The organism is Streptomyces sp. NPDC028289 (genome assembly GCF_055565975.1).
In genome coordinates this window covers 417,110-434,928 of record NZ_JBVHTI010000006.1, presented here as the reverse complement: position 1 = coordinate 434,928, position 17,819 = coordinate 417,110, and the positions used below count along the sequence as shown (strand labels likewise).

At 72.2% G+C, this 17,819-nt stretch carries 20 protein-coding genes; 4 read left to right on the top strand and 16 right to left on the bottom strand.

Going from position 1 to position 17,819, the window contains the following annotated elements; genetic code table 11:
• Positions 1-121 precede the first annotated feature (121 nt).
• The 4 genes from ACZ4UV_RS31180 (at position 122) to ACZ4UV_RS31165 (ending at position 3,751) form a co-directional block, all read left to right on the top strand.
• Complete coding sequence (locus ACZ4UV_RS31180; protein ID WP_451017282.1) at positions 122-1,258, top strand: acyltransferase family protein; 1,137 nt, start codon at positions 122-124, stop codon at positions 1,256-1,258.
• A 30-nt stretch (positions 1,259-1,288) separates the two neighbouring features.
• Positions 1,289-2,068, top strand: coding sequence for a polysaccharide deacetylase family protein (locus ACZ4UV_RS31175; protein ID WP_390035755.1), 780 nt, complete (start codon positions 1,289-1,291; stop codon positions 2,066-2,068).
• Between the two features lie 113 nt (positions 2,069-2,181).
• Entirely contained in the window at positions 2,182-2,985 is an 804-nt protein-coding gene (locus tag ACZ4UV_RS31170; protein WP_451017281.1) for an SDR family NAD(P)-dependent oxidoreductase, read from the top strand.
• A gap of 16 nt (positions 2,986-3,001) precedes the next feature.
• A complete protein-coding gene (locus ACZ4UV_RS31165) occupies positions 3,002-3,751 on the top strand; it encodes an SDR family NAD(P)-dependent oxidoreductase (RefSeq protein ID WP_451017280.1) in 750 nt (249 codons plus the stop codon).
• A gap of 109 nt (positions 3,752-3,860) precedes the next feature.
• Here the strand turns inward: ACZ4UV_RS31165 and ACZ4UV_RS31160 are convergent, their stop codons facing one another.
• The 16 genes from ACZ4UV_RS31160 to ACZ4UV_RS31085 form a co-directional block, all read right to left on the bottom strand.
• Positions 3,861-4,940, bottom strand: a complete 1,080-nt coding sequence (locus tag ACZ4UV_RS31160) for an MBL fold metallo-hydrolase (RefSeq protein WP_467842346.1) — start codon at positions 4,938-4,940, stop codon at positions 3,861-3,863.
• Entirely contained in the window at positions 4,937-6,487 is a 1,551-nt protein-coding gene (locus tag ACZ4UV_RS31155; RefSeq protein WP_467842343.1) for a class I adenylate-forming enzyme family protein, read from the bottom strand. The genes ACZ4UV_RS31160 and ACZ4UV_RS31155 overlap by 4 nt, the downstream gene beginning before the upstream one ends.
• Positions 6,488-6,550: 63 nt before the next feature.
• A complete protein-coding gene (locus tag ACZ4UV_RS31150; protein ID WP_467842340.1) occupies positions 6,551-6,871 on the bottom strand; it encodes an EthD family reductase in 321 nt (106 codons plus the stop codon).
• Positions 6,872-6,889: 18 nt separating this feature from the next.
• Complete coding sequence (locus ACZ4UV_RS31145; RefSeq protein ID WP_451017276.1) at positions 6,890-7,273, bottom strand: hypothetical protein; 384 nt, start codon at positions 7,271-7,273, stop codon at positions 6,890-6,892.
• Positions 7,270-7,620 carry a nuclear transport factor 2 family protein gene (locus tag ACZ4UV_RS31140; RefSeq protein WP_451017275.1) on the bottom strand — a complete coding sequence of 117 codons (351 nt, stop codon included), beginning with the start codon at positions 7,618-7,620 and terminating at the stop codon, positions 7,270-7,272. The genes ACZ4UV_RS31145 and ACZ4UV_RS31140 overlap by 4 nt, the downstream gene beginning before the upstream one ends.
• A 114-nt stretch (positions 7,621-7,734) precedes the next feature.
• Entirely contained in the window at positions 7,735-8,361 is a 627-nt protein-coding gene (locus ACZ4UV_RS31135; RefSeq protein WP_351492711.1) for a TetR/AcrR family transcriptional regulator, read from the bottom strand.
• Between the two features lie 116 nt (positions 8,362-8,477).
• Positions 8,478-9,266 (bottom strand): enoyl-CoA hydratase/isomerase family protein, encoded by a 789-nt coding sequence (locus ACZ4UV_RS31130; RefSeq protein WP_467842335.1) that lies wholly within the window; start codon positions 9,264-9,266, stop codon positions 8,478-8,480.
• The gene (locus ACZ4UV_RS31125; RefSeq protein WP_451017273.1) at positions 9,263-10,033 is read right to left on the bottom strand and encodes an SDR family NAD(P)-dependent oxidoreductase; all 771 of its coding nucleotides are present in this window, start codon (positions 10,031-10,033) and stop codon (positions 9,263-9,265) included. Before ACZ4UV_RS31125 ends, ACZ4UV_RS31130 begins: the two co-directional genes overlap by 4 nt.
• Positions 10,030-10,851: an SDR family oxidoreductase gene (locus tag ACZ4UV_RS31120; RefSeq protein WP_451017272.1), complete on the bottom strand. Its 822-nt coding sequence runs from the start codon at positions 10,849-10,851 to the stop codon at positions 10,030-10,032. The genes ACZ4UV_RS31125 and ACZ4UV_RS31120 overlap by 4 nt, the downstream gene beginning before the upstream one ends.
• Positions 10,848-12,062 carry an acyl-CoA dehydrogenase family protein gene (locus ACZ4UV_RS31115; RefSeq protein WP_451017271.1) on the bottom strand — a complete coding sequence of 405 codons (1,215 nt, stop codon included), beginning with the start codon at positions 12,060-12,062 and terminating at the stop codon, positions 10,848-10,850. The genes ACZ4UV_RS31120 and ACZ4UV_RS31115 overlap by 4 nt, the downstream gene beginning before the upstream one ends.
• Before the next feature lie 12 nt (positions 12,063-12,074).
• Positions 12,075-13,064 carry a phosphotransferase family protein gene (locus ACZ4UV_RS31110; protein ID WP_451017270.1) on the bottom strand — a complete coding sequence of 330 codons (990 nt, stop codon included), beginning with the start codon at positions 13,062-13,064 and terminating at the stop codon, positions 12,075-12,077.
• Positions 13,061-14,272, bottom strand: coding sequence for an acyl-CoA dehydrogenase family protein (locus tag ACZ4UV_RS31105; protein WP_451017269.1), 1,212 nt, complete (start codon positions 14,270-14,272; stop codon positions 13,061-13,063). Before ACZ4UV_RS31105 ends, ACZ4UV_RS31110 begins: the two co-directional genes overlap by 4 nt.
• A gap of 31 nt (positions 14,273-14,303) precedes the next feature.
• Positions 14,304-15,452, bottom strand: coding sequence for a thiolase family protein (locus ACZ4UV_RS31100; protein ID WP_451017268.1), 1,149 nt, complete (start codon positions 15,450-15,452; stop codon positions 14,304-14,306).
• Positions 15,449-15,820: a Zn-ribbon domain-containing OB-fold protein gene (locus ACZ4UV_RS31095; RefSeq protein ID WP_451017267.1), complete on the bottom strand. Its 372-nt coding sequence runs from the start codon at positions 15,818-15,820 to the stop codon at positions 15,449-15,451. Before ACZ4UV_RS31095 ends, ACZ4UV_RS31100 begins: the two co-directional genes overlap by 4 nt.
• Positions 15,805-16,593: an enoyl-CoA hydratase/isomerase family protein gene (locus ACZ4UV_RS31090; RefSeq protein WP_451017266.1), complete on the bottom strand. Its 789-nt coding sequence runs from the start codon at positions 16,591-16,593 to the stop codon at positions 15,805-15,807. The genes ACZ4UV_RS31095 and ACZ4UV_RS31090 overlap by 16 nt, the downstream gene beginning before the upstream one ends.
• Before the next feature lie 91 nt (positions 16,594-16,684).
• Entirely contained in the window at positions 16,685-17,818 is a 1,134-nt protein-coding gene (locus tag ACZ4UV_RS31085; protein ID WP_451017265.1) for an acyl-CoA dehydrogenase family protein, read from the bottom strand.
• Position 17,819: the final 1 nt, after the last annotated feature.

Sequence of the window (17,819 nt, the reverse complement as noted above, 5' to 3'; positions counted from 1 at the left end):
AGGTCGCTTCGTCATGCCCGCCGACACCGACTCGCCGAAGAAACCGCGCCCGCACGGCCGGTCCGAGATATGCGTCAGCCGCTCGCTGCCGGCCGTCTGCTGACCCGGCCCCGGTTCCGACATGCCGTCCCCCGAACCCCACAGCGGGCAGTCGCGCCTCGTCGCGATCGACGGGCTGCGCCTGGTGGCAGCGCTGATGGTCGCCGCGTACCACTTCCTGGGCACGCCCACCCCGCACTTCTGGGGCAGAACCGAGCTCCGGGACTCCGCCCCGCTCCTGCACGGGATCAGTGCCTACGGCTGGCTCGGCGTCGAGTTCTTCTTCCTCATCAGCGGCTTCGTGATCTGCATGAGCTGCTGGGGACGGACCCCGGCGCAGTTCACCGTCTCCCGCGTCTCACGGCTCTTCCCGGCCTACTGGTGCGCGGTACTCCTGGTCGTCCTGGTCGTCCTGGTCTCACGGCTGGGCCGGTGGCCCGCCGCCACGCGCATCGACCCGCGTACGGTCCTGGGGAACCTGACCATGGCCCCCGGGCCGCTGGGACTCGATCCGGTCGACGGGGTCAGCTGGACCCTCTGGGTGGAGGCACGCTTCTACCTGCTGATGGCCGCGCTCCTCGTCTTCGGTCTGTCCTACCGGCGGGTGGTGGCCTTCTGCGGAGCCTGGCTCCTGGCCGGTGTCATCGCCCGTGAACTCCACTCACCCCTGCTCGACGAATTCGTCCTGACCCGGTACACCGGCCTGTTCGTCGCCGGGATCGTGCTCCACCTCATGCACAGATTCGGACAGAGTCTTCTGCTCTGGCTGCTGCTCGGTTTCGCCTGGTGCTACCAACTCACCGTGCTCGAACTGAGGGTGGCCGACCACGCCGCCGTACCTCCCGGCGAGAGCCGGCCCTCCTGGGCCGTCTGCGCGGTCGTGCTCACCGGCTGCCTCGGGCTGCTGGCCCTCGCCGGAATCGGCCCGCTCACCGGACTGCGATGGCGCTGGCCGGTCACCGCGGGGGCGCTCACCTACCCCTTCTACCTCGTCCACCAGAGCCTCGGAATCCCCCTGGCCAAGGGCTTGGTCCGGGCGTTCCCGTGGCTGGGGCCGCTGCCCGCGACGGCGCTGTCCGTCGTCTGCATGCTGGGGCTCTCCCTGCTGGTCCACAGGCTGGTGGAGCGTCGGCTCGGACGCCGCCTGAGACACCGCCTGACGCTCGACATGCGGCCGCGGGACCTCTCCGCGCGGCCCGCCCTCACCCGCACGCGATAACCCCGCGACTCCACCGAAGAAAGGTCTCGCATGCTCTTCAACACACGTACCAGACGGTCCCGCATACTCATCGCCGTCGCGACCGCGGCGGCCGCCGTCGTGGCCGTCGCCGTCACCCTGGCTCTGACGGTGACGACCTACGACCACACCTCGCCGCGCGCCGCCCGGGCCAAGGCATCGGGATCGGTGGCCGGAGACGTCGACTGCCGCAAGGCGAAGTGCGTGGCCCTCAGCTTCGACGGCGGCCCCAGCCCGACGACTCCCAAGCTGCTGGACATCCTCAAGCAGCGCCATCTGCACGCCACGTTCTTCGTGCAGGGCAGGGGCCACATCTCGAAGTACCCCGACATCCTGCGGCGGATCGCGCAGGAGGGGGACGAAATCGGCAACCACACCTGGACTCACCCCAGGCTGACGGATCTCGACGAGGCCGACGCCCGTGCGGAGCTGACCCGGACCCAGGACGCCATCGAGAAGATCACCGGCACCAGGCCCGTCCTGATGCGTCCGCCGGAGGGCCGCACCAACCGCAAGGTGGCCAAGATCTGCCGGGAGCTGGGCCTTGCTCAGGTGCTGTGGAGCGTCACCGCCAAGGACTACGAGACGACCGACTCCGCCCTGATCACCCAGCGGGTGCTCGACCAGACCCACCGCGACGGCATCATCCTGCTGCACGACCTGCACAAGGGGACCGTGCCCGCCGTCCCCGGGATTCTCAACGCACTCAAGGAGCGGGGCTACACCGTCGTCACGGTCTCGCAACTGCTCGCCCCCGCCAAGCCCGAGCCCGGGATGGTCTACCGGCCCTGAGGCACCTCGACGGCGGTCCCACCCCTTGTCGCTCTCCCCCGCAGGAACCTAGACTCGGAGTGAACTGAAGTTGGTTCAGTCCAGGATCCGCCGCGGGCGGAAGGGAGCGGACGATGGATGGTGCCCTCTTGGACAGGGTCGCTCTCGTCACCGGTGCGGGCCAGGGCATCGGCCGGGCCGTCGCGGTGGAGCTGGCCCGGCAGGGCGCGTCGGCCGTGGCCGTCGCCGACATCGACGAGACGGCCGCCGGCGAGACTGCCGCGATGGTGCGTGGCGAGGGGGCGAAGGCCGAGACGATCGTGTGCGATCTGCGGGTGCGCGACGACATCGAGGCCATGGTGGCGCGGTGTGCCGAGCGCTTCGGGGGCCTCGACGTGCTGGTCAACAACGCCGGAGTGATCGACACCGCGTTCACGACCGGCCGGGACCACGGTGTCGCCTCGCTCCCCGAGGAGGTCTGGGACGTCGTCTACGAGGTCAATCTCAAGGCCGTCTGGCTGACGACCAAGTTCGCGGCACCCCATCTGCGGCGGTCCGCGCGCGGCCCGGCCATCGTCAACACCGCCTCCGTCTCGGGCCTCGTCGGCTTCCCCAACTGCCCCGCCTACGGCGTCACCAAGGCCGGTGTCATCCACCTGACCAAGGTCACCGCGGTCGATCTGGCCCCGGTGCGCTGCAACTGCCTCTGTCCCGGCGTCATCGACACACGGCTGACACAGGACCACTTCGCCGCCGCCGGGGATCGCGAGGCGACGGAACGGGCGCTGCTGGCCCCGCAGTTGGTGGACCGGCTGGGGCGGCCGGAGGAAGTGGCCCGGCTCGCCTGCTTCCTGGCCTCGGAGAGCGCGGCGTTCATCACGGGCGCCGCCTATGTGATCGACGGCGGCGCGCTGGCCTGGCGCGGTGTCAAGGACTGAGGGAGGGACGGGCGTGATGGAGACGAGGCTGGGCGGCCGGGTGGCCCTGGTGACCGGCGCGACCGGCGGCATCGGCGACGCCGTCGTACGGCGGTTCGCGGCCGAAGGCGCCACCGTGGTGGTGACGGACGTCGACGCGGAGTGCTGCGAGAAGCTCGCCGAGGAGGTCGGGGGCGGTGCCGTCGGACTCGCGCTGGACGTGACCGACGAGTCGGCCTGGGAGGCCGTCGTGGACCGGGTGACCGGCCGGCTCGGCTCCCTGTCCGTGCTGGTGAACAACGCGGGGATCGCGGCGATGCGCACCGTCGAGACGGAGACCCTGGAGTCCTGGGACCAGGTGATCGCGGTCACCCAGACCGGTGTCTGGCTGGGCATGAAGCACGCCGGCGCGGCCATCGAACGGTCGGGCGGCGGCTCGGTCGTCAACGTCGCGTCGATCTTCGGTACGGTCGGCGGCTTCGGCTCCCAGTTCTCGTACCACGCGGCCAAGGGCGCCGTACGACTCATGACGAAGAACGCCGCGCTGCACTGGGCGCGGCGCGGCGTCCGGGTCAACTCCCTGCATCCCGGTTTCATCGAGACGTCGCGGTCCCGTGAACTGTGGCGGGGCACATCGCGGTTGGCCGCGATGCTCGACGGCACGCCCCTCGGCCGGCTCGGCACGCCCGAGGAGGTCGCGGCGGCCGTGGCGTTCCTGGCCTCCGACGACGCGAGCTTCATGACCGGCTCGGAGCTGTACGTCGACGGAGGCTGGACGGCGCGCTAGCCGCTCCGCCGGCAGTGCCTCATCGGGTCGTCCGGCGTCCGCGGCGCCGTAGCGGCTGGTCGCGCAGTTTCCCGCGCCCCGCTGCGGCGCCGCCGAACCGCAGTTGACTTCACCCGGCCTGTTTTTCGGCGTTGATGCGAGGGGGCGCGGTGTAGTGGTCGACGCCGTCGCCGGACCGGGTGCGCCGGACGTGACCGCGGGCCGCCAGCACGTCGAGGTGGGCCGCGGTCTCGTTGACCGCGAGCATCTGGTTGAAGGCGTTCAGCTCGGCGAAGGCGACCTTGCGCCGCGTCCACCCCAACTCCCCCGCCACGTCGTGGGCGTTGAGCGTACGGTCGGCGAGGACCGCCAGGGTCTGCGCGAGCCGGTCGTCATGATGGGCAAGCAACTCGCCGACCCGGGCGTGCACGCTGTCGCCCACCGGGCCGTGCGCGGGCAGCAGCCGGGCGTCCGCGAGCGTCGTCATCCTGCGCAGCGAGTCGAGGTAGTCCCCCAACGGCAGCCCTGCCGGGCCGAGTTCGAAGCCGATGGAGGGGGTGATGTGAGGCAGGACGTGGTCACCGGAGAACAGCAGGCCGCGGGCGTGGTCGAGGTAGACGACGTGCCCCCGGGTGTGGCCCGGGGTCGGGACGACCTGCAGCCTCGCGTCGCCGAACCGGAGCTCCTCCGCCTCCAGCCAGCGGTCGGGGGCCTCCCACACGTCCGGGTCGAAGTCGCCGTGGTCCATCGCGGCCACCTGCTCGGCGAGTTCGCCCGCACCGGACCGCGTCAGCGTCTCCAGCGAACCGGCCGGCTGCGTCGTACGGAGTGCTCCGAGCAGCTCCAGGCCCGGGCGTTCGCCGGCGCCCAGGTAGACCCGGGAGCCGAGCAGCCGGCGCAGCGCGACGGCCTGGGTGTAGTGGTCGCGGTGGATGTGGGTGACCAGGATGTGGCTGATGTCGCCGAGGTCGTGGCCGAGGGCGGCGAGCGCGTCCTCCAGCGCCTTGTGGGACTCGGGGACCGACCAGCCTCCGTCGATCAGGACCAGCCCCTCCGCCAGGCCTTCCAGCGCGTACACGTTGACCGCGCGCAGCCCGTCGTCCGGCAGCGGCAGCGGGATGCGGTGGACGCCGGGCCGTACGGTCTCGGCGCCCGCTTCCGCCCACCGGCCGCGGTCGAAGCGAGGGGTGCGGGTCGTGGGGGAGGTCATGCGTCTCCTTGCCGGTGCGACGGGCGGTGGGGGTGCGGGGCCGGCTCGGGGACGAGCCGGGTGTGCAGGTCGTGTGCGAGCCTGCGGGCTCCGGGGCGGTCGAGCTTGCCCACCGTGGTCTGCGGCAACTCCGCCACGGTGAAGGCGAACTCGGGCCACTTGGCCTTGGACAGGCCGGTGCGGTCGAGGTGTGCGGTGAGGTCGCCGAGGTCGAGGTCGTCATGGCCGTCCTCCGTGACCACGAGCACGGCCGCGCGTTCGCCGAGCAGCGGGTCCGGCACCGGCACCACGCACGCCCGGGCGACACCCGGGTGGGCGGCGACGGCGCGTTCGATCTCGGTGATGTCGAGGTTGCGGCCGCCCCGGATGATGACGTCCTTCTCCCGGCCCATGACGGTGACCGTCCCGTCGTCACCGGTCACCAGCAGGTCCCCGGTGGGGAAGAAGCCGTCCGGGGTGAGGGCGGGCGGCTCCACCTTGCCGTCGCGGGCGTACCCCAGGAACAGCGAGGGGCCGCGGACCTCGGCCCGGCCGGTCGTTCCCGGGCCGAGGACGGTGCCGTCGGCGGCGACCGCGCGCAACTCGGTACCGGGGAAGGGGCGTCCGTCCCGGCCCAGCCGGATCTCCTCGGGGTCGTCGGGACGAGGGGAGGTGTGCCCCAGGCATTCGGACATGCCGAAGACGCGCAGGATCCGGGTGCCGAGCGAGCGTTCGGCACGGGCGAGGGCGCCGCGGTCCATGGGGCCACCGCCGACGGTGATGGAGCGGACGCCTTCGAGGACCCGCGATCCGGCGGCCGCCGAGCCCATCTGCAGTGCCATGGTCGGCACGCACATGGTCCACCGGACGTCGTTCGCGGACATCCGCGCCAGTGCCTCCTCGCGGTCCCAACGGCCGCTCAGGACCAGCGGGCCGCCGAGCATCAGCGCCATGCCCACCCCGAAGCAGTACGCGGCGGTGGAGGAGAGGGGCACGAGGGCGGCCACCGCGTCGCCGTCGCGCAGCCCGTTGATCTCCGCGGTGCGGGCGCACGCGTAGCGCAGGGCGCTCTCGGACTGGACCACTCCCTTGGGCCGTCCGGTGGAGCCGGAGGTGAGGCCGATGAGCGCGCCGCCGGACCAGCGGGAGACATCGCGCGGGCCGTGTCCGACGAGGGCCTGCCAGCCGTCGAGGGCCTCGGCCGTCCGCGCACCCGTCATGCCCTCCCGCGCCTGCCATCCCTCGGCCGCGGACGGCTCGGCGACGACGGTGTCGGGACGGATGTCCTCCAGGGCCGCCGCGAACTCGGACCGGGTCGTGTGGCGGTTGACCAGGGCCAGGACGCCACCGGCCATCCCCACGGCGAGGGTGGCGGCGACGGTGCGCCAGGAGTTGTCCGCCTGGAGCAGGACGGTCCCGCCGGGCGAGCCGCCCGGTGCCATGACGCCGGCCAGTTCGGCCGCGCGCGCCAGCAGGTCGTGCGCGCCGTGCCGGCCCGTGTCGTCGACGACGGCTGTGAAGTCGGCCTTCTCCGCGCGTCGCTGGAACTCCCGCACTGTCTGTCGCATCCGCTGCTTCCTCGCCTCTTCGCGCGAAAGGTGGTGGTGGCTGTCCGGCTCCGACGGGCGTGCTCAGCCCGGGTACCTCTCCATTTCGCCGCCCATGACGGCGATCCTCCGGCCCCGCATGTCCCCGACCTGGGCGACCGCGGTCGCCCACTGGGGGCTGTCCAGTGCCTTGCGCGCGTCCTCGGCGGTGTCGAAGCCCAGGACGGATACCCCGTCCCAGCCCTCGGAGCGCGGTTCGAGGGCCGTGTCGATGTCGGTGTGCCGCCAGGACCGCAGACCCGGCAGGGTAAGGGCGAGTTCGGCGTGTTCGCCGCGCCACCAGGCGATGAACCGCTCGTGCGTCCACTCGGGCGGCCGGGCGGCCAGCAGGACCAGGTTGTACATCGCGCCTCCTCGGGCTTCTCAGGTGAACAGCACCTCGGGCGAGCGCCCGATCATCAGCCGCCGCAGCCGGCCGGTCTCGTCCAGCCGCGCGCCGGCCACGAAGGTCGCCTCCGGCACTCCGGAGCGCCGCACCTCGCCGAGGAACAGCTCGTCCCGGCCGACGGTGCCCGCCGTGAGCAGGTGATGGGTGCGGACGCCCACCTCGCGCTGGGCGAGGTAGCCGGTCAGCTCGGCCCGGCCGCCGTGGAAGTCGGTCGCGCCGCCGTCACCGGTCGAGAAGAGGATGGAGAACGAGAAGTCGTCGCTGATCAGATCCAGGATGCGGTCCGCGTCCGCACTGTCGAGGATGGCGAACCAACGGGTCAGAAACGCTGCGGCGGACTGCGCGGCCGGGGCGGTCACGGCCGGTCCACCAGGTCGAACTCGGTGGTGAAGAAGGACTGGTAGCGCGCCATCAGCCCGGCGGGCGAGACCTGCGCGGCGGAGAGGAACGCCCCCGTGGTCACGCCCTTCTCGACGACGAAGCCGTACGCGGTCTCGACGTCGCCGTCCACCGAGTACCTCTTGATCTCATGGGTACGTTCCACGGCCCGGCGCCCGGCTATGTACACGGCGAACTCCTCGCGCGAGGTTCCGCTGCGCTCACCTCCGGGCAGGGCGATGAGGAAGCGGAATCCGGGCTCCACCAGCTCCAGGGCCTTCTCCGGATCCTGGCCGTCCATTCGGGCCATGTATTCGCGAAGCACCATTGCCGATCGCTCTCCCTACGGACATCTCGCTACCGAAATCCTGCAGCAACTTGAGTTCAGTTCAGTTTGATCCCAGGACGGCCGCCCCGGCAAGAGGCGGGACGGACCCGGAGGTTATTCCGCGACCATGCGCACCACGCATCCCTCGATCAGCTCGCTGATCTCGGAGAGCGGGATCGCCCCGGTCGGGCGGTACCAGCGCCAGACGCTGACGATCATGCCGAGCACGGCCAGGCCGAGGGTGTGGGCGTCACGCAGCGGGAAGGCCCCCTTGGACATGCCCCGCATCAGCAGGTTGGTCCAGTCCCGCTCGACCATCTGCACGAGCTGGCGGGCCGCGACCCGCTCGGTCTCCTCCCGCTTGGACTTGCGCGGGTTGGCCAGCAGGGACATGTTCGCCTGCAGGATGCGCATCTGGCGGATCTCCTGTTCGGTGACCGCGAAGGCGGAGCGCACCGCCGCGCGCACCTCCTCGACCGGCTCCGTCACGTCCTTCGTGGCCTCGACGAACTGGTCGTGGGAGCGCTGGAGCTCCAGGCGCATGATGGTGAGCAGGCAGTGGGCCTTCGACTCGAAGTAGTGGTAGAGCGCCGTCTGCCCGATGCCGACCCGGTCGGCGACCTCGGACCACTTGGTGCTCTCGTAGCCGTCCTCCCCGAACCGCTCCACGGCGGCCACCAGGATGGCCGCCCGCTTCGACCTGGGCCCCTCCTCCGGATCCACGATCCGCGCCCTTGCCATCGTCTCTCCCTCTGCTCCACGGCCGGTTCCGATCACCGTCCGGTCGTCCGAGAGTAGACCCAAGTTCAGGTTGGCTTCGAATCGACGGGACGCAAGGGTGCGGGCGGCCCCGCCCGTCACCGCGCTGCCGCACGCGTGAAGTCCGGCCGCCGCCGGCCGAGGAACGCGGCCATGCCCTCCCGCCCCTCCCCGGACACGGCGGCCGCGGCCAGCCGCCGGGCCTCCGCGTCGAGCTGTTCGTCCAGCCCGGCCGAGAACGCGCCGGCGACCAGCCGCCGGGTCACGCCGTAGGCCTCGGTGGCCCCGCGCGCCAGTGTCCTCGCGGCACCCTCGGCTTCCTGCCGGAGCCGCTCCGGCGCGACCACCCTGCTCACGAGCCCGATCTCCAGGGCCTCCGCGGCGGACACCCTCCGGTTGGTCAGCAGGAGGTCCAGCGCCCGCTTGGGGCCGACGAGCCGGGGCAGCAGCCAGCTCACCCCGGCGTCCGGCGAGAACCCGACCGCGGTGTACGCCGCCGTGAAGTGGGCGTCCGCGGCGGCGAACCCGAGGTCGGCGGCCATGGCCAGCCCGAGACCGGCCCCGGCGACCGCCCCCTGCACGGCCGCCACCAGCGGAGCGTCGAGGCCGGCGAAGATCCGCAGCGCCCCGTGCAGTGCGCCGGTGACGTCGGTGAGGTGCCCGGCCAGCCCCTCCCCGGACACGGCGGCGAACTCCTTCAGGTCGCCGCCCACACAGAAAGAGGACCCCCGCCCGGTGAGCAGCACCGCCCGCACCCGGGCCGCCTCGCACTCCTGTGCCGCCTCCAGCAGTCCCCGGGCCATCGCGAGGTCGATCGCGTTGCCCGAACCCCGGCGCATCTCGACGTGCGCCACCCCGGCGTCGTCGACCTCGACGGTGACCCTCATCGCGCCGTCCACCCGCCGTCCACGGTGAGCACCTGGCCCGTGCAGTACGAGGACGCGTCCGAGGCCAGGTACAGCAGCGCTCCGTCCAGCTCGCCCGCTGCGCCGCCACGCCCGAGCATCGTGCCGCGCTCGACCCAGCGCCGGGAGCGTTCGTCGGCGAAGAGTCCGTCGGTCATCTCGGAGCGGAACCATCCGGGTGCGAGGGCGTTCACCCGCACCCCCGCCTGTCCCCACTGCCCGGCCAGTTCGCGCGTCAGCCCGAGGAGCCCCGCCTTGGAGGCGGCGTAGGCGGCCCCGCCGAGCGGGGCACCGGCCACCAGCCCGAGGACGGAGGAGACGTTGACGACCGATCCCGTACGGTCATGATCTCTCCGTGCCTCGGCGAGCAGCCGGGCGAGGTGGAACGGTGCCACGAGGTTGACGGCCAGGACGTCCGCGAAATCGCCGGGGCTCTCGTCCTCGGCGCGAACGGCGCCGGGTGCGCCCGCGTTGTTGACCAGGACGTCGAGCCGGCCGCCGTGCTCGAAGGCGGTCTCCGCCAGCCTGACGCGGTCCGCCTCGCTCGCCACGTCGCAGACGACCGGGTGGATGCGCGGGTCGCCGTCGGCCAGTTCCTTCAGCCGGTCCGGCCGCCTGGCCGCCGCGAACACCGTGGCCCCGGCGGCGGCCAGCACCGTGGCGAAGCGCGCGCCCAGCCCCGACGAGGCCCCGGTGACCACGGCCGTCCGGCCTTCCAGCGAGAACAGGTCCACGCCCGCGCCGGTCACCCTTCCACCCCGATCGGCAGTGCGGTCGCCCCGCCGTCCAGGACGAGCGTCTGGCCGGTCATCCAGGACGAGGCCCCGGACGCGAGGAACACCGCGGCGTTCGCCACGTCCTCGACCGTTCCCAGCCTGCGCAGGGGCAGCTTCGCGGTGAGGATCGGCTCCCTCGGCTCCCATACGGCCCGCGCCAGTTCGGTCTTGATCAGGCCGGGCGCGATCGCGTTGACCCTGGCGTACGGCCCGAGTTCGTAGGCGAGCTGCCGGGTCAGGTGGAGCATCGCCGCCTTGGTGGCGTTGTACCAGCCGATGTGCGGATCGACGACCAGTCCGCCGACGGAGGCGATGTTGACGACGGCTCCCCCGTGCTCGCGCATCCAGGCCTGCCAGGCGTGCCGGGTCCAGACGACCATGCCGTACTGGTTGACCTCCACGGTCTTCTGCGCGCGCGGTGGGTCGAGATCGAGGAGGGGGCCCATGTAGGGGTTGGTGGCCGCGTTGTTGACCAGGATGTCGAGCCGGCCGAACCGGCCCGTGGTCTCCTCGACGCACCGCTCGGCGTCCTCCGGCCGGCCCGCGTGGGCGACGACCTCGTGCACCTCGCCGTCGCCCTTGACCCGCAGCAACTCCTCGCGGGCGGCCGCCAGTCCGTCCGGCTTGCGGGCGGCGATCACCACATGGGCGCCCGCCTCCCGGTACGCCTTCGCGATGCCGAGCCCGATCCCCCGGGAGCCGCCGGTGATCACGGCCACCCGTCCGTCCAGTGCCTGCGCGTTGAGTGCCTGTGCGTTGAGTGCCTGTGGCTTCAGTGCCTGTGGGTTCATGCCGACTCCTCGGGATAGCGGGCCAGTTCGCGGCGTGCGACGGTGCGCAGGTGCACCTCGTCCGGGCCGTCCGCGATCCGCAGTGCCCGCGTGATGGCGTACAACCGGGCCAGCACGGTGTCGTCGCTGACCCCGGCCGCCCCGTGCGCCTGGACCGCCCGGTCGACCACCCGGTGGGCCACCTCCAGCGCGGCCACCTTGATCGCGGCGACCTCGGTGCGGGCGGCCGCGTTGCCCGAGGTGTCCATCAGCCAGGCCGACTTCAGGACCAGCAGGCGCAGTTGCTCGATCTCGATCCGGCTGCGCGCGATCCACTCACGTACGACACCCTGTTCGGCGAGCGGACCGCCGAAGGCGGTACGGGTCAGGGTCCGGCGGCACATCAGCTCCAGGGCGCGTTCGGCGAATCCGACCGCCCGCATGGCGTAGTGCATACGGCCGGGCCCCAGCCGCCCCTGGGCCAGCGCGAATCCCTCGCCCTCGCCGCCGAGCAGCGCGGACACCGGCACCCGTACGTCCTCGAAGAGCACGTCTCCGTGGCCGCAGCGGTCGGTGTAGCCGAACATGGGCAGATCGCGCAGGACGGTGATGCCCGGGGTGTCGCGCGGGATCAGCAGCATGCTCTGCTGCCGGTAGGTGGGTGCGTCCGGATCGGTGACCCCCATCAGGACGATCAGCCGGCAGTCCGGGTCCAGGATCCCGGAGGTGTACCACTTGTGGCCGTTGACGACGTACTCGTCGCCGTCCCGGGTGATCCGGGTGCGGATGTTGCGTGCGTCGGAGCTGGCCACCTCGGGCTCGGTCATGGCGAAGCAGGAACGGATCCGGGCGGCCAGCAGCGGTCGCAGCCAGCGTTCCTGCTGTTCGGGGGTGCCGTACAGAGCGAGCAGTTCCATGTTGCCGGTGTCGGGGGCCGAGCAGTTGAACACCTCGGGTCCGATGACGGAGCGTCCGGCCAGTTCGGCGAGCGGGGCGTATTCGAGGTTGGTGAGGCCCGCACCCCAGTCGCCGTGGGCGAGGAAGAGGTTCCACAGCCCCTCGGCGCGCGCCTTCTCCTGCAACTCCCGCATGATCGGCGGGAGCCGGTGCGGGTCGTCCGTCTCGGCGAGCTGACGGTCGTGGACGGGTTCGGCGGGCAGGACGTACTCCGCCATGAACGCGGCCATGCGGGAACGGAGTTCGTCGGCCCTGGGCGAGAGTCCGAAATCCATGGGGTGGCTCCTTCAGGGCCGTCGGGTTCGCCGGGTGGTTCCGGCGAGCAGGTCGGCGGCCGTGCGGATCATCGCCGCGATGGTCGGGGGCAGCCGCTCCTGGTCCGGGTCGTGATGCTTGCCCTCGCGGTGCCTGCGCAGGTTGTGCCCCATGATCGCCGCCATCTTGGTGCGGGCCAGGGCCCGGAACCAGTCGAGGGCGGGTGGTTCGGGACGGCCGTCGAGGTAGGCGGTGAGCAGTTCTTCCTCGGTGGGCAGACCGGGGACCGCGCGGCCGAGGCGGGGGAAGTTGCGGTGGTCGGTGAAGAGCAGGAACCACGCGAGGTCGATGCGCGGATCGCCGTACCCCCAGATCTCCCAGTCGACGACGGCCGCCGGCCGTTCGCCCCGGCACAGGACGTTGCCGAGACGGAAGTCGCCGTGGGTGAGGGTGGGGGCCGTGCTGTCGGGGATGCCCGCGGCCAGTGCGCCCAGGACTTCCTCGGAGCCGGGGCGGAGTCCGTCCGGAACCGCTCGCATGGTGCGGCTCCACCGCTCCAACTCTCCTGCCGCGTCGAGGGGTTCGGCAACCTCGGGACACGGCGTCCCGTGCAGGTCCCTGAGCACGCCGGCCAGGGCGAGCATGCGGGTCCGGCACAGTCCGGGATCCAGGCGGTGCTCGTCGAGGACCGGTTCGACGGCCTCGCCGTCCACGAACTCCATGGCGAACCAGGCCGGTTCGGTCTCGTCCACGGCCACGACGGCCGGGACGGGGACCGGCGACCCGGCGAGCGCGCGCAGGATCCGGGCCTGCCGCAGTACGTCGTTGCGGCCGACGGCGCGCTGTCCCGGTGGCACCGCCTTCACGACGTACGACACCTCTCCCGCCGTGACGGAGTAGGTGAGGCCCGAGTGCCCTCCGGGCAGGGTCTGCAGGTGACCCGGCGGCTCGTGCGGGTGCCGGGCGGAGAGCCCTGCGCGGACCCGCCGTCCGAGTTCGGCAACTTCGGTCGTCGTACTCACCTGCTGGTCCCCTTCGGCTCTTTGGGCAGCCGGAGCACGCGCTCGGCCAGGATGTTGCGCTGGATCTCGTCGCTGCCGCCGGCGATGCGGTAGCCGGGGGCGCCGAGCAGGTGCTCGGTCCAGGCGAAGGTGCCCCACTCCCCCGTGTCGGCGGCCAGCCGTGGTCCGAGGAGCTGCTGGACGAGGTCGGTGGTGGCGCGCATGGTCGCGGTGGCGTGCAGCTTGCCTACCGATGCCTCGGCGCCCGGTTCCCTGCCGGCGGCCAGAGCGGCCGTCACCCGCAGTCCGGTGAGCCGCTGGACGAGCGTGCGGACGTAGAGGTCGGCCGCCTGCAGCTGTTCGCCGCCGGTGAGCGGGCGGGACAGCCGCCGGGCGAGGGCCAGGGCGCGCTCGGCGTTGTCCAGGCCGAGGCCGCCGGAGTCGAGGCGTTCGGCGGCGAGCACGGTGAGGGTGACCCGCCAGCCCTCGCCGACCGGGCCGAGCCGGTCGGTGTCGGGCACGAAGACGTCGTCCAGGTAGACCTCGTTGAAGCTGGAGCCGCCGGTCATCTGCCGGATCGGCCGTACGGTCACGCCCGGCGCGTCCATCCTGACCAGGAGGACCGTGATGCCCGCGTGCTTGGGGGCGTCGGGGTCGGTGCGGCAGACGGCGACGCCCCAGGTGGCGACCCGGGCGCCGGACGTCCAGACCTTGTGTCCGCGCACCACCCAGCCGTCGCCCTCCCGCACGGCCCGGGTACGGACGCCGGCCAGGTCGGAACCGGCCTCGGTCTCCGAGAAGAGCTGGCAGGCGAGTTCGTCGGTGCGGAGCATGGGGCGCAGCCAGCGCCGCTGCTGTTCGTCCGTGCCCCAGATACGGATGGCAGGCGCGACGAGTTGCCGGGTGACCGGGAAGATTTCGGTGCGCCGCGGCAGGTCGAACGCCGCTTCCTCGGCTCGGTACAACTGTTCGTAGTACGAGGGAAGTTCGCGGCCTCCGTACTCCGTCGGCCAGTCGAGGGCACCCCAGCCCTGGTCGTACCGGGTGCGCTCCCACCGCCGTATCAGGTCGGTGTGGGCACGCTCTTCCGCCTCGGTCCGGTTCTCGAAGACCGCCACCGAGTCGTCGCCGTGCCCCCAGTCCTGGTGTGCGACGCGCTCTTTCGCCACGCCGGCCAGCCAGTTCCGGGCCTCGGCGCGGAACTCCGCCGGCTCGGGAATGCCGCTCATGGTCCTCCGACCTCCCTTCTTCTCGATGCGCTCAGCGGGTCAGCACGGTGCAGGCGCTGACGCCCGGCGCCCCGTACACGTGGGTGAAGCCGGCCATCGGAGCACCGGGCACCTGACGCTCGCCCGCCCGGCCGCGCAACTGCTGGACGACCTCGTGTACTTGGCGCAGCCCGGAGGCTCCTATGGGTTCTCCGTTGGCGATGCAGCCGCCGTCGGTGTTGACGGGCAGCGAGCCGCCGATCCCGGTCGCCCCGAAGGGGATGAGCGACTCCTGTTCGCCGTGTGCGCAGAAGCCGCACTCGGCCAGGTGCATCACCTCGGCGCCGCTCTCGGTGTCCTGGAGCTGGCACACGTCGACGTCCCCGGGGCCCAGCCCGGCCTCCTCGAAGGCGTGTTGCGCGGCGTCCGCGCTCACGCTGGTCGGGGTCCCGGGCGGTGCCCAGGGGCTGAACACCTCGAAGGAGCCGAACCGGCGGGTCCGTACGACGGCCGCCCGCAGCGTGACCGGGGTACCGCCGAGCTCACGGGCCACGGCGCGGCTGCACAGGACCAGCGCGACCGCGCCCTGGCCGGGCGAGCAGAACATGTACCGGGTGAGCGGGTCGTTGACCATGCCGGACGCGAGGATCTCGTCGGCGTCGAGCGGCTTGCGCCGCCAGGCGAGCGGGTTGAGCGCGCCGTTCGCGTACGCCTTCTCGGCGACCAGTGCGAGGGTGCGGGGGCTGATGCCGTGGTCGTGCATGTACCGCTGGATCTTCATCGCGAAGAACTGCGTGGTGACCATCAGCCCGTCGCGGCCGTAGGCCTCGTCCAGCCCCCAGTCGGCGGGCCGTGGGTCGAAGGCGCCGCGCGGGTGCTTGTCGAAGCCGACCGCGAGGGCGACGTCCGCCGCCCCCGAGCGGATCGCGTTGACCGCCGACACCAGCGCGCTGCCGCCGGTGGCGCAGCCGTTGCGGACGTTGGTGAACGGCACGCCGGTCAGGCCGAGTTCGGAGACCAGCGTGTCGGCGTTGCCGGCGGCGTCGCTGCCGCCGTACGCGGCCCGCACCCGCGACCACGGAAGTCCGGCGTCCTGGAGAGCGGCACGTACGGCCTGCACGGCCAGTTCCCGGCCGCTCGCCTCCGTCCGGGCGAAGGAGGTGATCCCGGCGCCGCAGACGAGCACGTCCTCGGCGGTCATACGACGGCTCCCGTGGCCCTCGGCACACCGTCCCCCGCGGTGACGGTGACCGGCATGCCGATCTCCGCGTCCTCGGGCCGGATGTCCAGGGTGGCCAGCACCCTCACGCCCTCCGGGAGTTCGACGTATCCGACGGTGAACGGCGTGAACCCGGCGGCGGGCGGGACGTACGGCGGCGACTTGGGCGCGTACCGCTGCACGGTCCAGGTCCACAGCGTGCCGGTGGCGGAGAGCACCACCGGCTCGGCGGGGCCCCCGCAGTGGGGGCACCCGGGGCGGGCCGGGTAGGCGGCCACCGCGCAGTCGGCGCACCGGGAGCCGCGCAGCCGGCTCCCGGTCCCCGCCGGGGCGCTCAGCGGCCCTTCCACTGCGGTTCCCGCTTCTCCAGGAAGGCCGCCACGCCCTCCGCCGCGTCCTCGGAGTTGAGCATCACGCCGACGGCGAGGTGTTCCATGACCATCAGGGACTGGATGTCCGCGTCGAGACTCCGGTCGATGGTCATCTTGGTGATCCACATGGTGAACGGGCTCTTGTCGACAAGCTGGTCGGCGAACTCATCGACGGTGGCGTCGAGTTTGTCGGCGGGCGCCGAGGAATTGATGAGACCGAACTCCGCGGCCTCGACCCCGGTGAGCAGCTTGCCGGTGAGCATGAGCTCCTTGGTCTTGCGGACGCCGATCATGCGGGGCACCCGGTAGATCGGCCCCGCTCCGCCGAACAGGGCGCGGCGGATGTGGAAGTCGCCGATCAGGGCGTCGTCCGCGGCGATCGCGAAGTCGCAGGAGATCATCAGCTCGAAGCCGCCGGCGGTGACATGCCCTTCGAGGACGGCGATCGACGGGGTCTTCATCGAGTACAGCCGGTCGCAGACCTTGGCCGACAGTACGGCGACGTCGATCGCGTTGGACCTGCCGACGAAGTCGGCCTTGAGGCTGTCCAGGTCGAACCCGGAGCAGAAGGTGTTGCCGCGCCCGCGCAGCACCAGCACCCGCAGTTCCGGGTCCGCGTCGACCTCGGTGATGATCTCGTCGAGGCGGTTGAGGATCGGCACGGTCACGCAGTTCTTCTTGTGCGGGCGGTTCAGCCAGACCCGCGCCACCTGCCCGTCCCGCTCGAACTGGATCTCGTCTTCGACTGCCATGAGCCCCTCCAAACTGAACTGAATTGGGTTCGATTCTGGGGGCGGCAGATGCCCCTGTCAATGGTCCGGAAGATCGGCGGCCGACGAGTGGTCAGTCGCCCCGGCCGGCGAGGCCGAGCAGCCCGGCCAGGCGCAGGCCATGGTCGTCACCCGTGCCGAACAGTGCCTCGTCGGCTCTGGCGCGGCGCACGTAGAGGTGGGCCGGATGCTCCCAGGTGAAGCCGATTCCGCCGTGGAGCTGGACGTATTCGGTGGTGGCCAGGCGATAGGCACGGGTGCAGGCGACCGCCGCGGCAGCCGCGGCCACGGGTAGGTCCGGCCGCCGCGCGGCCAGGCAGGCACTCGCGTACGACGACACCGAGCGGGCACCCTCGACCGCGACGAGGAGGTCGGCCAGCCGGTGCTTGACCGCCTGGAAGGATCCGACGGCCCGACCGAACTGAGTTCGGTGGGACACGTAGTCCAGGGTCGCGTCCAGCGCGTGGGCGCTGCCTCCCACATGCTCGGCGGCCAGTGCCACCCGTCCGGCGTCCAGCACCACGGCGGCGATCACCGGAACCTGCCCCGGCTCGCCGACCGGATCGGCCGCGGCTCCCGTGAAGCGGACCTGTGCCTGGCGCCGGGTGGGGTCGAGGACGCGGCGCGCCGTACGACGGCAGGTCGCGGCGTCGGGTGCGCAGGCGAACAGCCGCTCCCCGTCCGGGGCGCGGGCGGCGACCAGCAGCAGATCGGCGCCCTCGCCGTCGGGCACGAAGTCCGCCTCGCCCCGCAGCACCCAGCCGTCGGGGCCGCGCTCGGCCGTGACGTCAGCCGGGTGCAGGATTCCTGCGACGGTGGCCGTGCGGGCTCCCGAGGCGATGCCCGGCAGCCAGCGTTCGCAGGCCCTCGGGTCCCCGCCGGCCAGCAGGGCCTCCCCGGCCAGCACGACGGTCGGCAGCAGCGGCGCGGGGCACAGCACGCGCCCCGTCTCCTCCAGGGCGACGGCGAGTTCGGCGTGGGTGTAGCCGGCGCCGCCGTACGCCTCGGGAACGGCGAGGCCGTGCACGCCGATCTCGCCGGCGAGCCTGTCCCACAGCGCCCGGTCGAATCCGCGCGGGCTCGCGGCCTGTTCGCGCACCTGCCCGGGTCCGCAGGAATCGGTGAGCACATCCCGTAGCACCATGCGTAGTTGACGCCGCTCCTCGGTCTCCAGCAGCAGCGCGGGATCGGCATCGAGCCGGACCATC

Coding starts and splice junctions, on each gene's coding strand:
- ACZ4UV_RS31180 (WP_451017282.1), top strand. CDS start 122: ATGCCGTCCCCCGAACCCCACAGCGGGCAGTCGCGCCTCGTCGCGATC.
- ACZ4UV_RS31175 (WP_390035755.1), top strand. CDS start 1,289: ATGCTCTTCAACACACGTACCAGACGGTCCCGCATACTCATCGCCGTC.
- ACZ4UV_RS31170 (WP_451017281.1), top strand. CDS start 2,182: ATGGATGGTGCCCTCTTGGACAGGGTCGCTCTCGTCACCGGTGCGGGC.
- ACZ4UV_RS31165 (WP_451017280.1), top strand. CDS start 3,002: ATGGAGACGAGGCTGGGCGGCCGGGTGGCCCTGGTGACCGGCGCGACC.
- ACZ4UV_RS31160 (WP_467842346.1), bottom strand. CDS start 4,940: ATGACCTCCCCCACGACCCGCACCCCTCGCTTCGACCGCGGCCGGTGG.
- ACZ4UV_RS31155 (WP_467842343.1), bottom strand. CDS start 6,487: ATGCGACAGACAGTGCGGGAGTTCCAGCGACGCGCGGAGAAGGCCGAC.
- ACZ4UV_RS31150 (WP_467842340.1), bottom strand. CDS start 6,871: ATGTACAACCTGGTCCTGCTGGCCGCCCGGCCGCCCGAGTGGACGCAC.
- ACZ4UV_RS31140 (WP_451017275.1), bottom strand. CDS start 7,620: ATGGTGCTTCGCGAATACATGGCCCGAATGGACGGCCAGGATCCGGAG.
- ACZ4UV_RS31135 (WP_351492711.1), bottom strand. CDS start 8,361: ATGGCAAGGGCGCGGATCGTGGATCCGGAGGAGGGGCCCAGGTCGAAG.
- ACZ4UV_RS31130 (WP_467842335.1), bottom strand. CDS start 9,266: ATGAGGGTCACCGTCGAGGTCGACGACGCCGGGGTGGCGCACGTCGAG.
- ACZ4UV_RS31120 (WP_451017272.1), bottom strand. CDS start 10,851: ATGAACCCACAGGCACTGAAGCCACAGGCACTCAACGCACAGGCACTC.
- ACZ4UV_RS31115 (WP_451017271.1), bottom strand. CDS start 12,062: ATGGATTTCGGACTCTCGCCCAGGGCCGACGAACTCCGTTCCCGCATG.
- ACZ4UV_RS31105 (WP_451017269.1), bottom strand. CDS start 14,272: ATGAGCGGCATTCCCGAGCCGGCGGAGTTCCGCGCCGAGGCCCGGAAC.
- ACZ4UV_RS31100 (WP_451017268.1), bottom strand. CDS start 15,452: ATGACCGCCGAGGACGTGCTCGTCTGCGGCGCCGGGATCACCTCCTTC.
- ACZ4UV_RS31090 (WP_451017266.1), bottom strand. CDS start 16,593: ATGGCAGTCGAAGACGAGATCCAGTTCGAGCGGGACGGGCAGGTGGCG.
- ACZ4UV_RS31085 (WP_451017265.1), bottom strand. CDS start 17,818: ATGGTCCGGCTCGATGCCGATCCCGCGCTGCTGCTGGAGACCGAGGAG.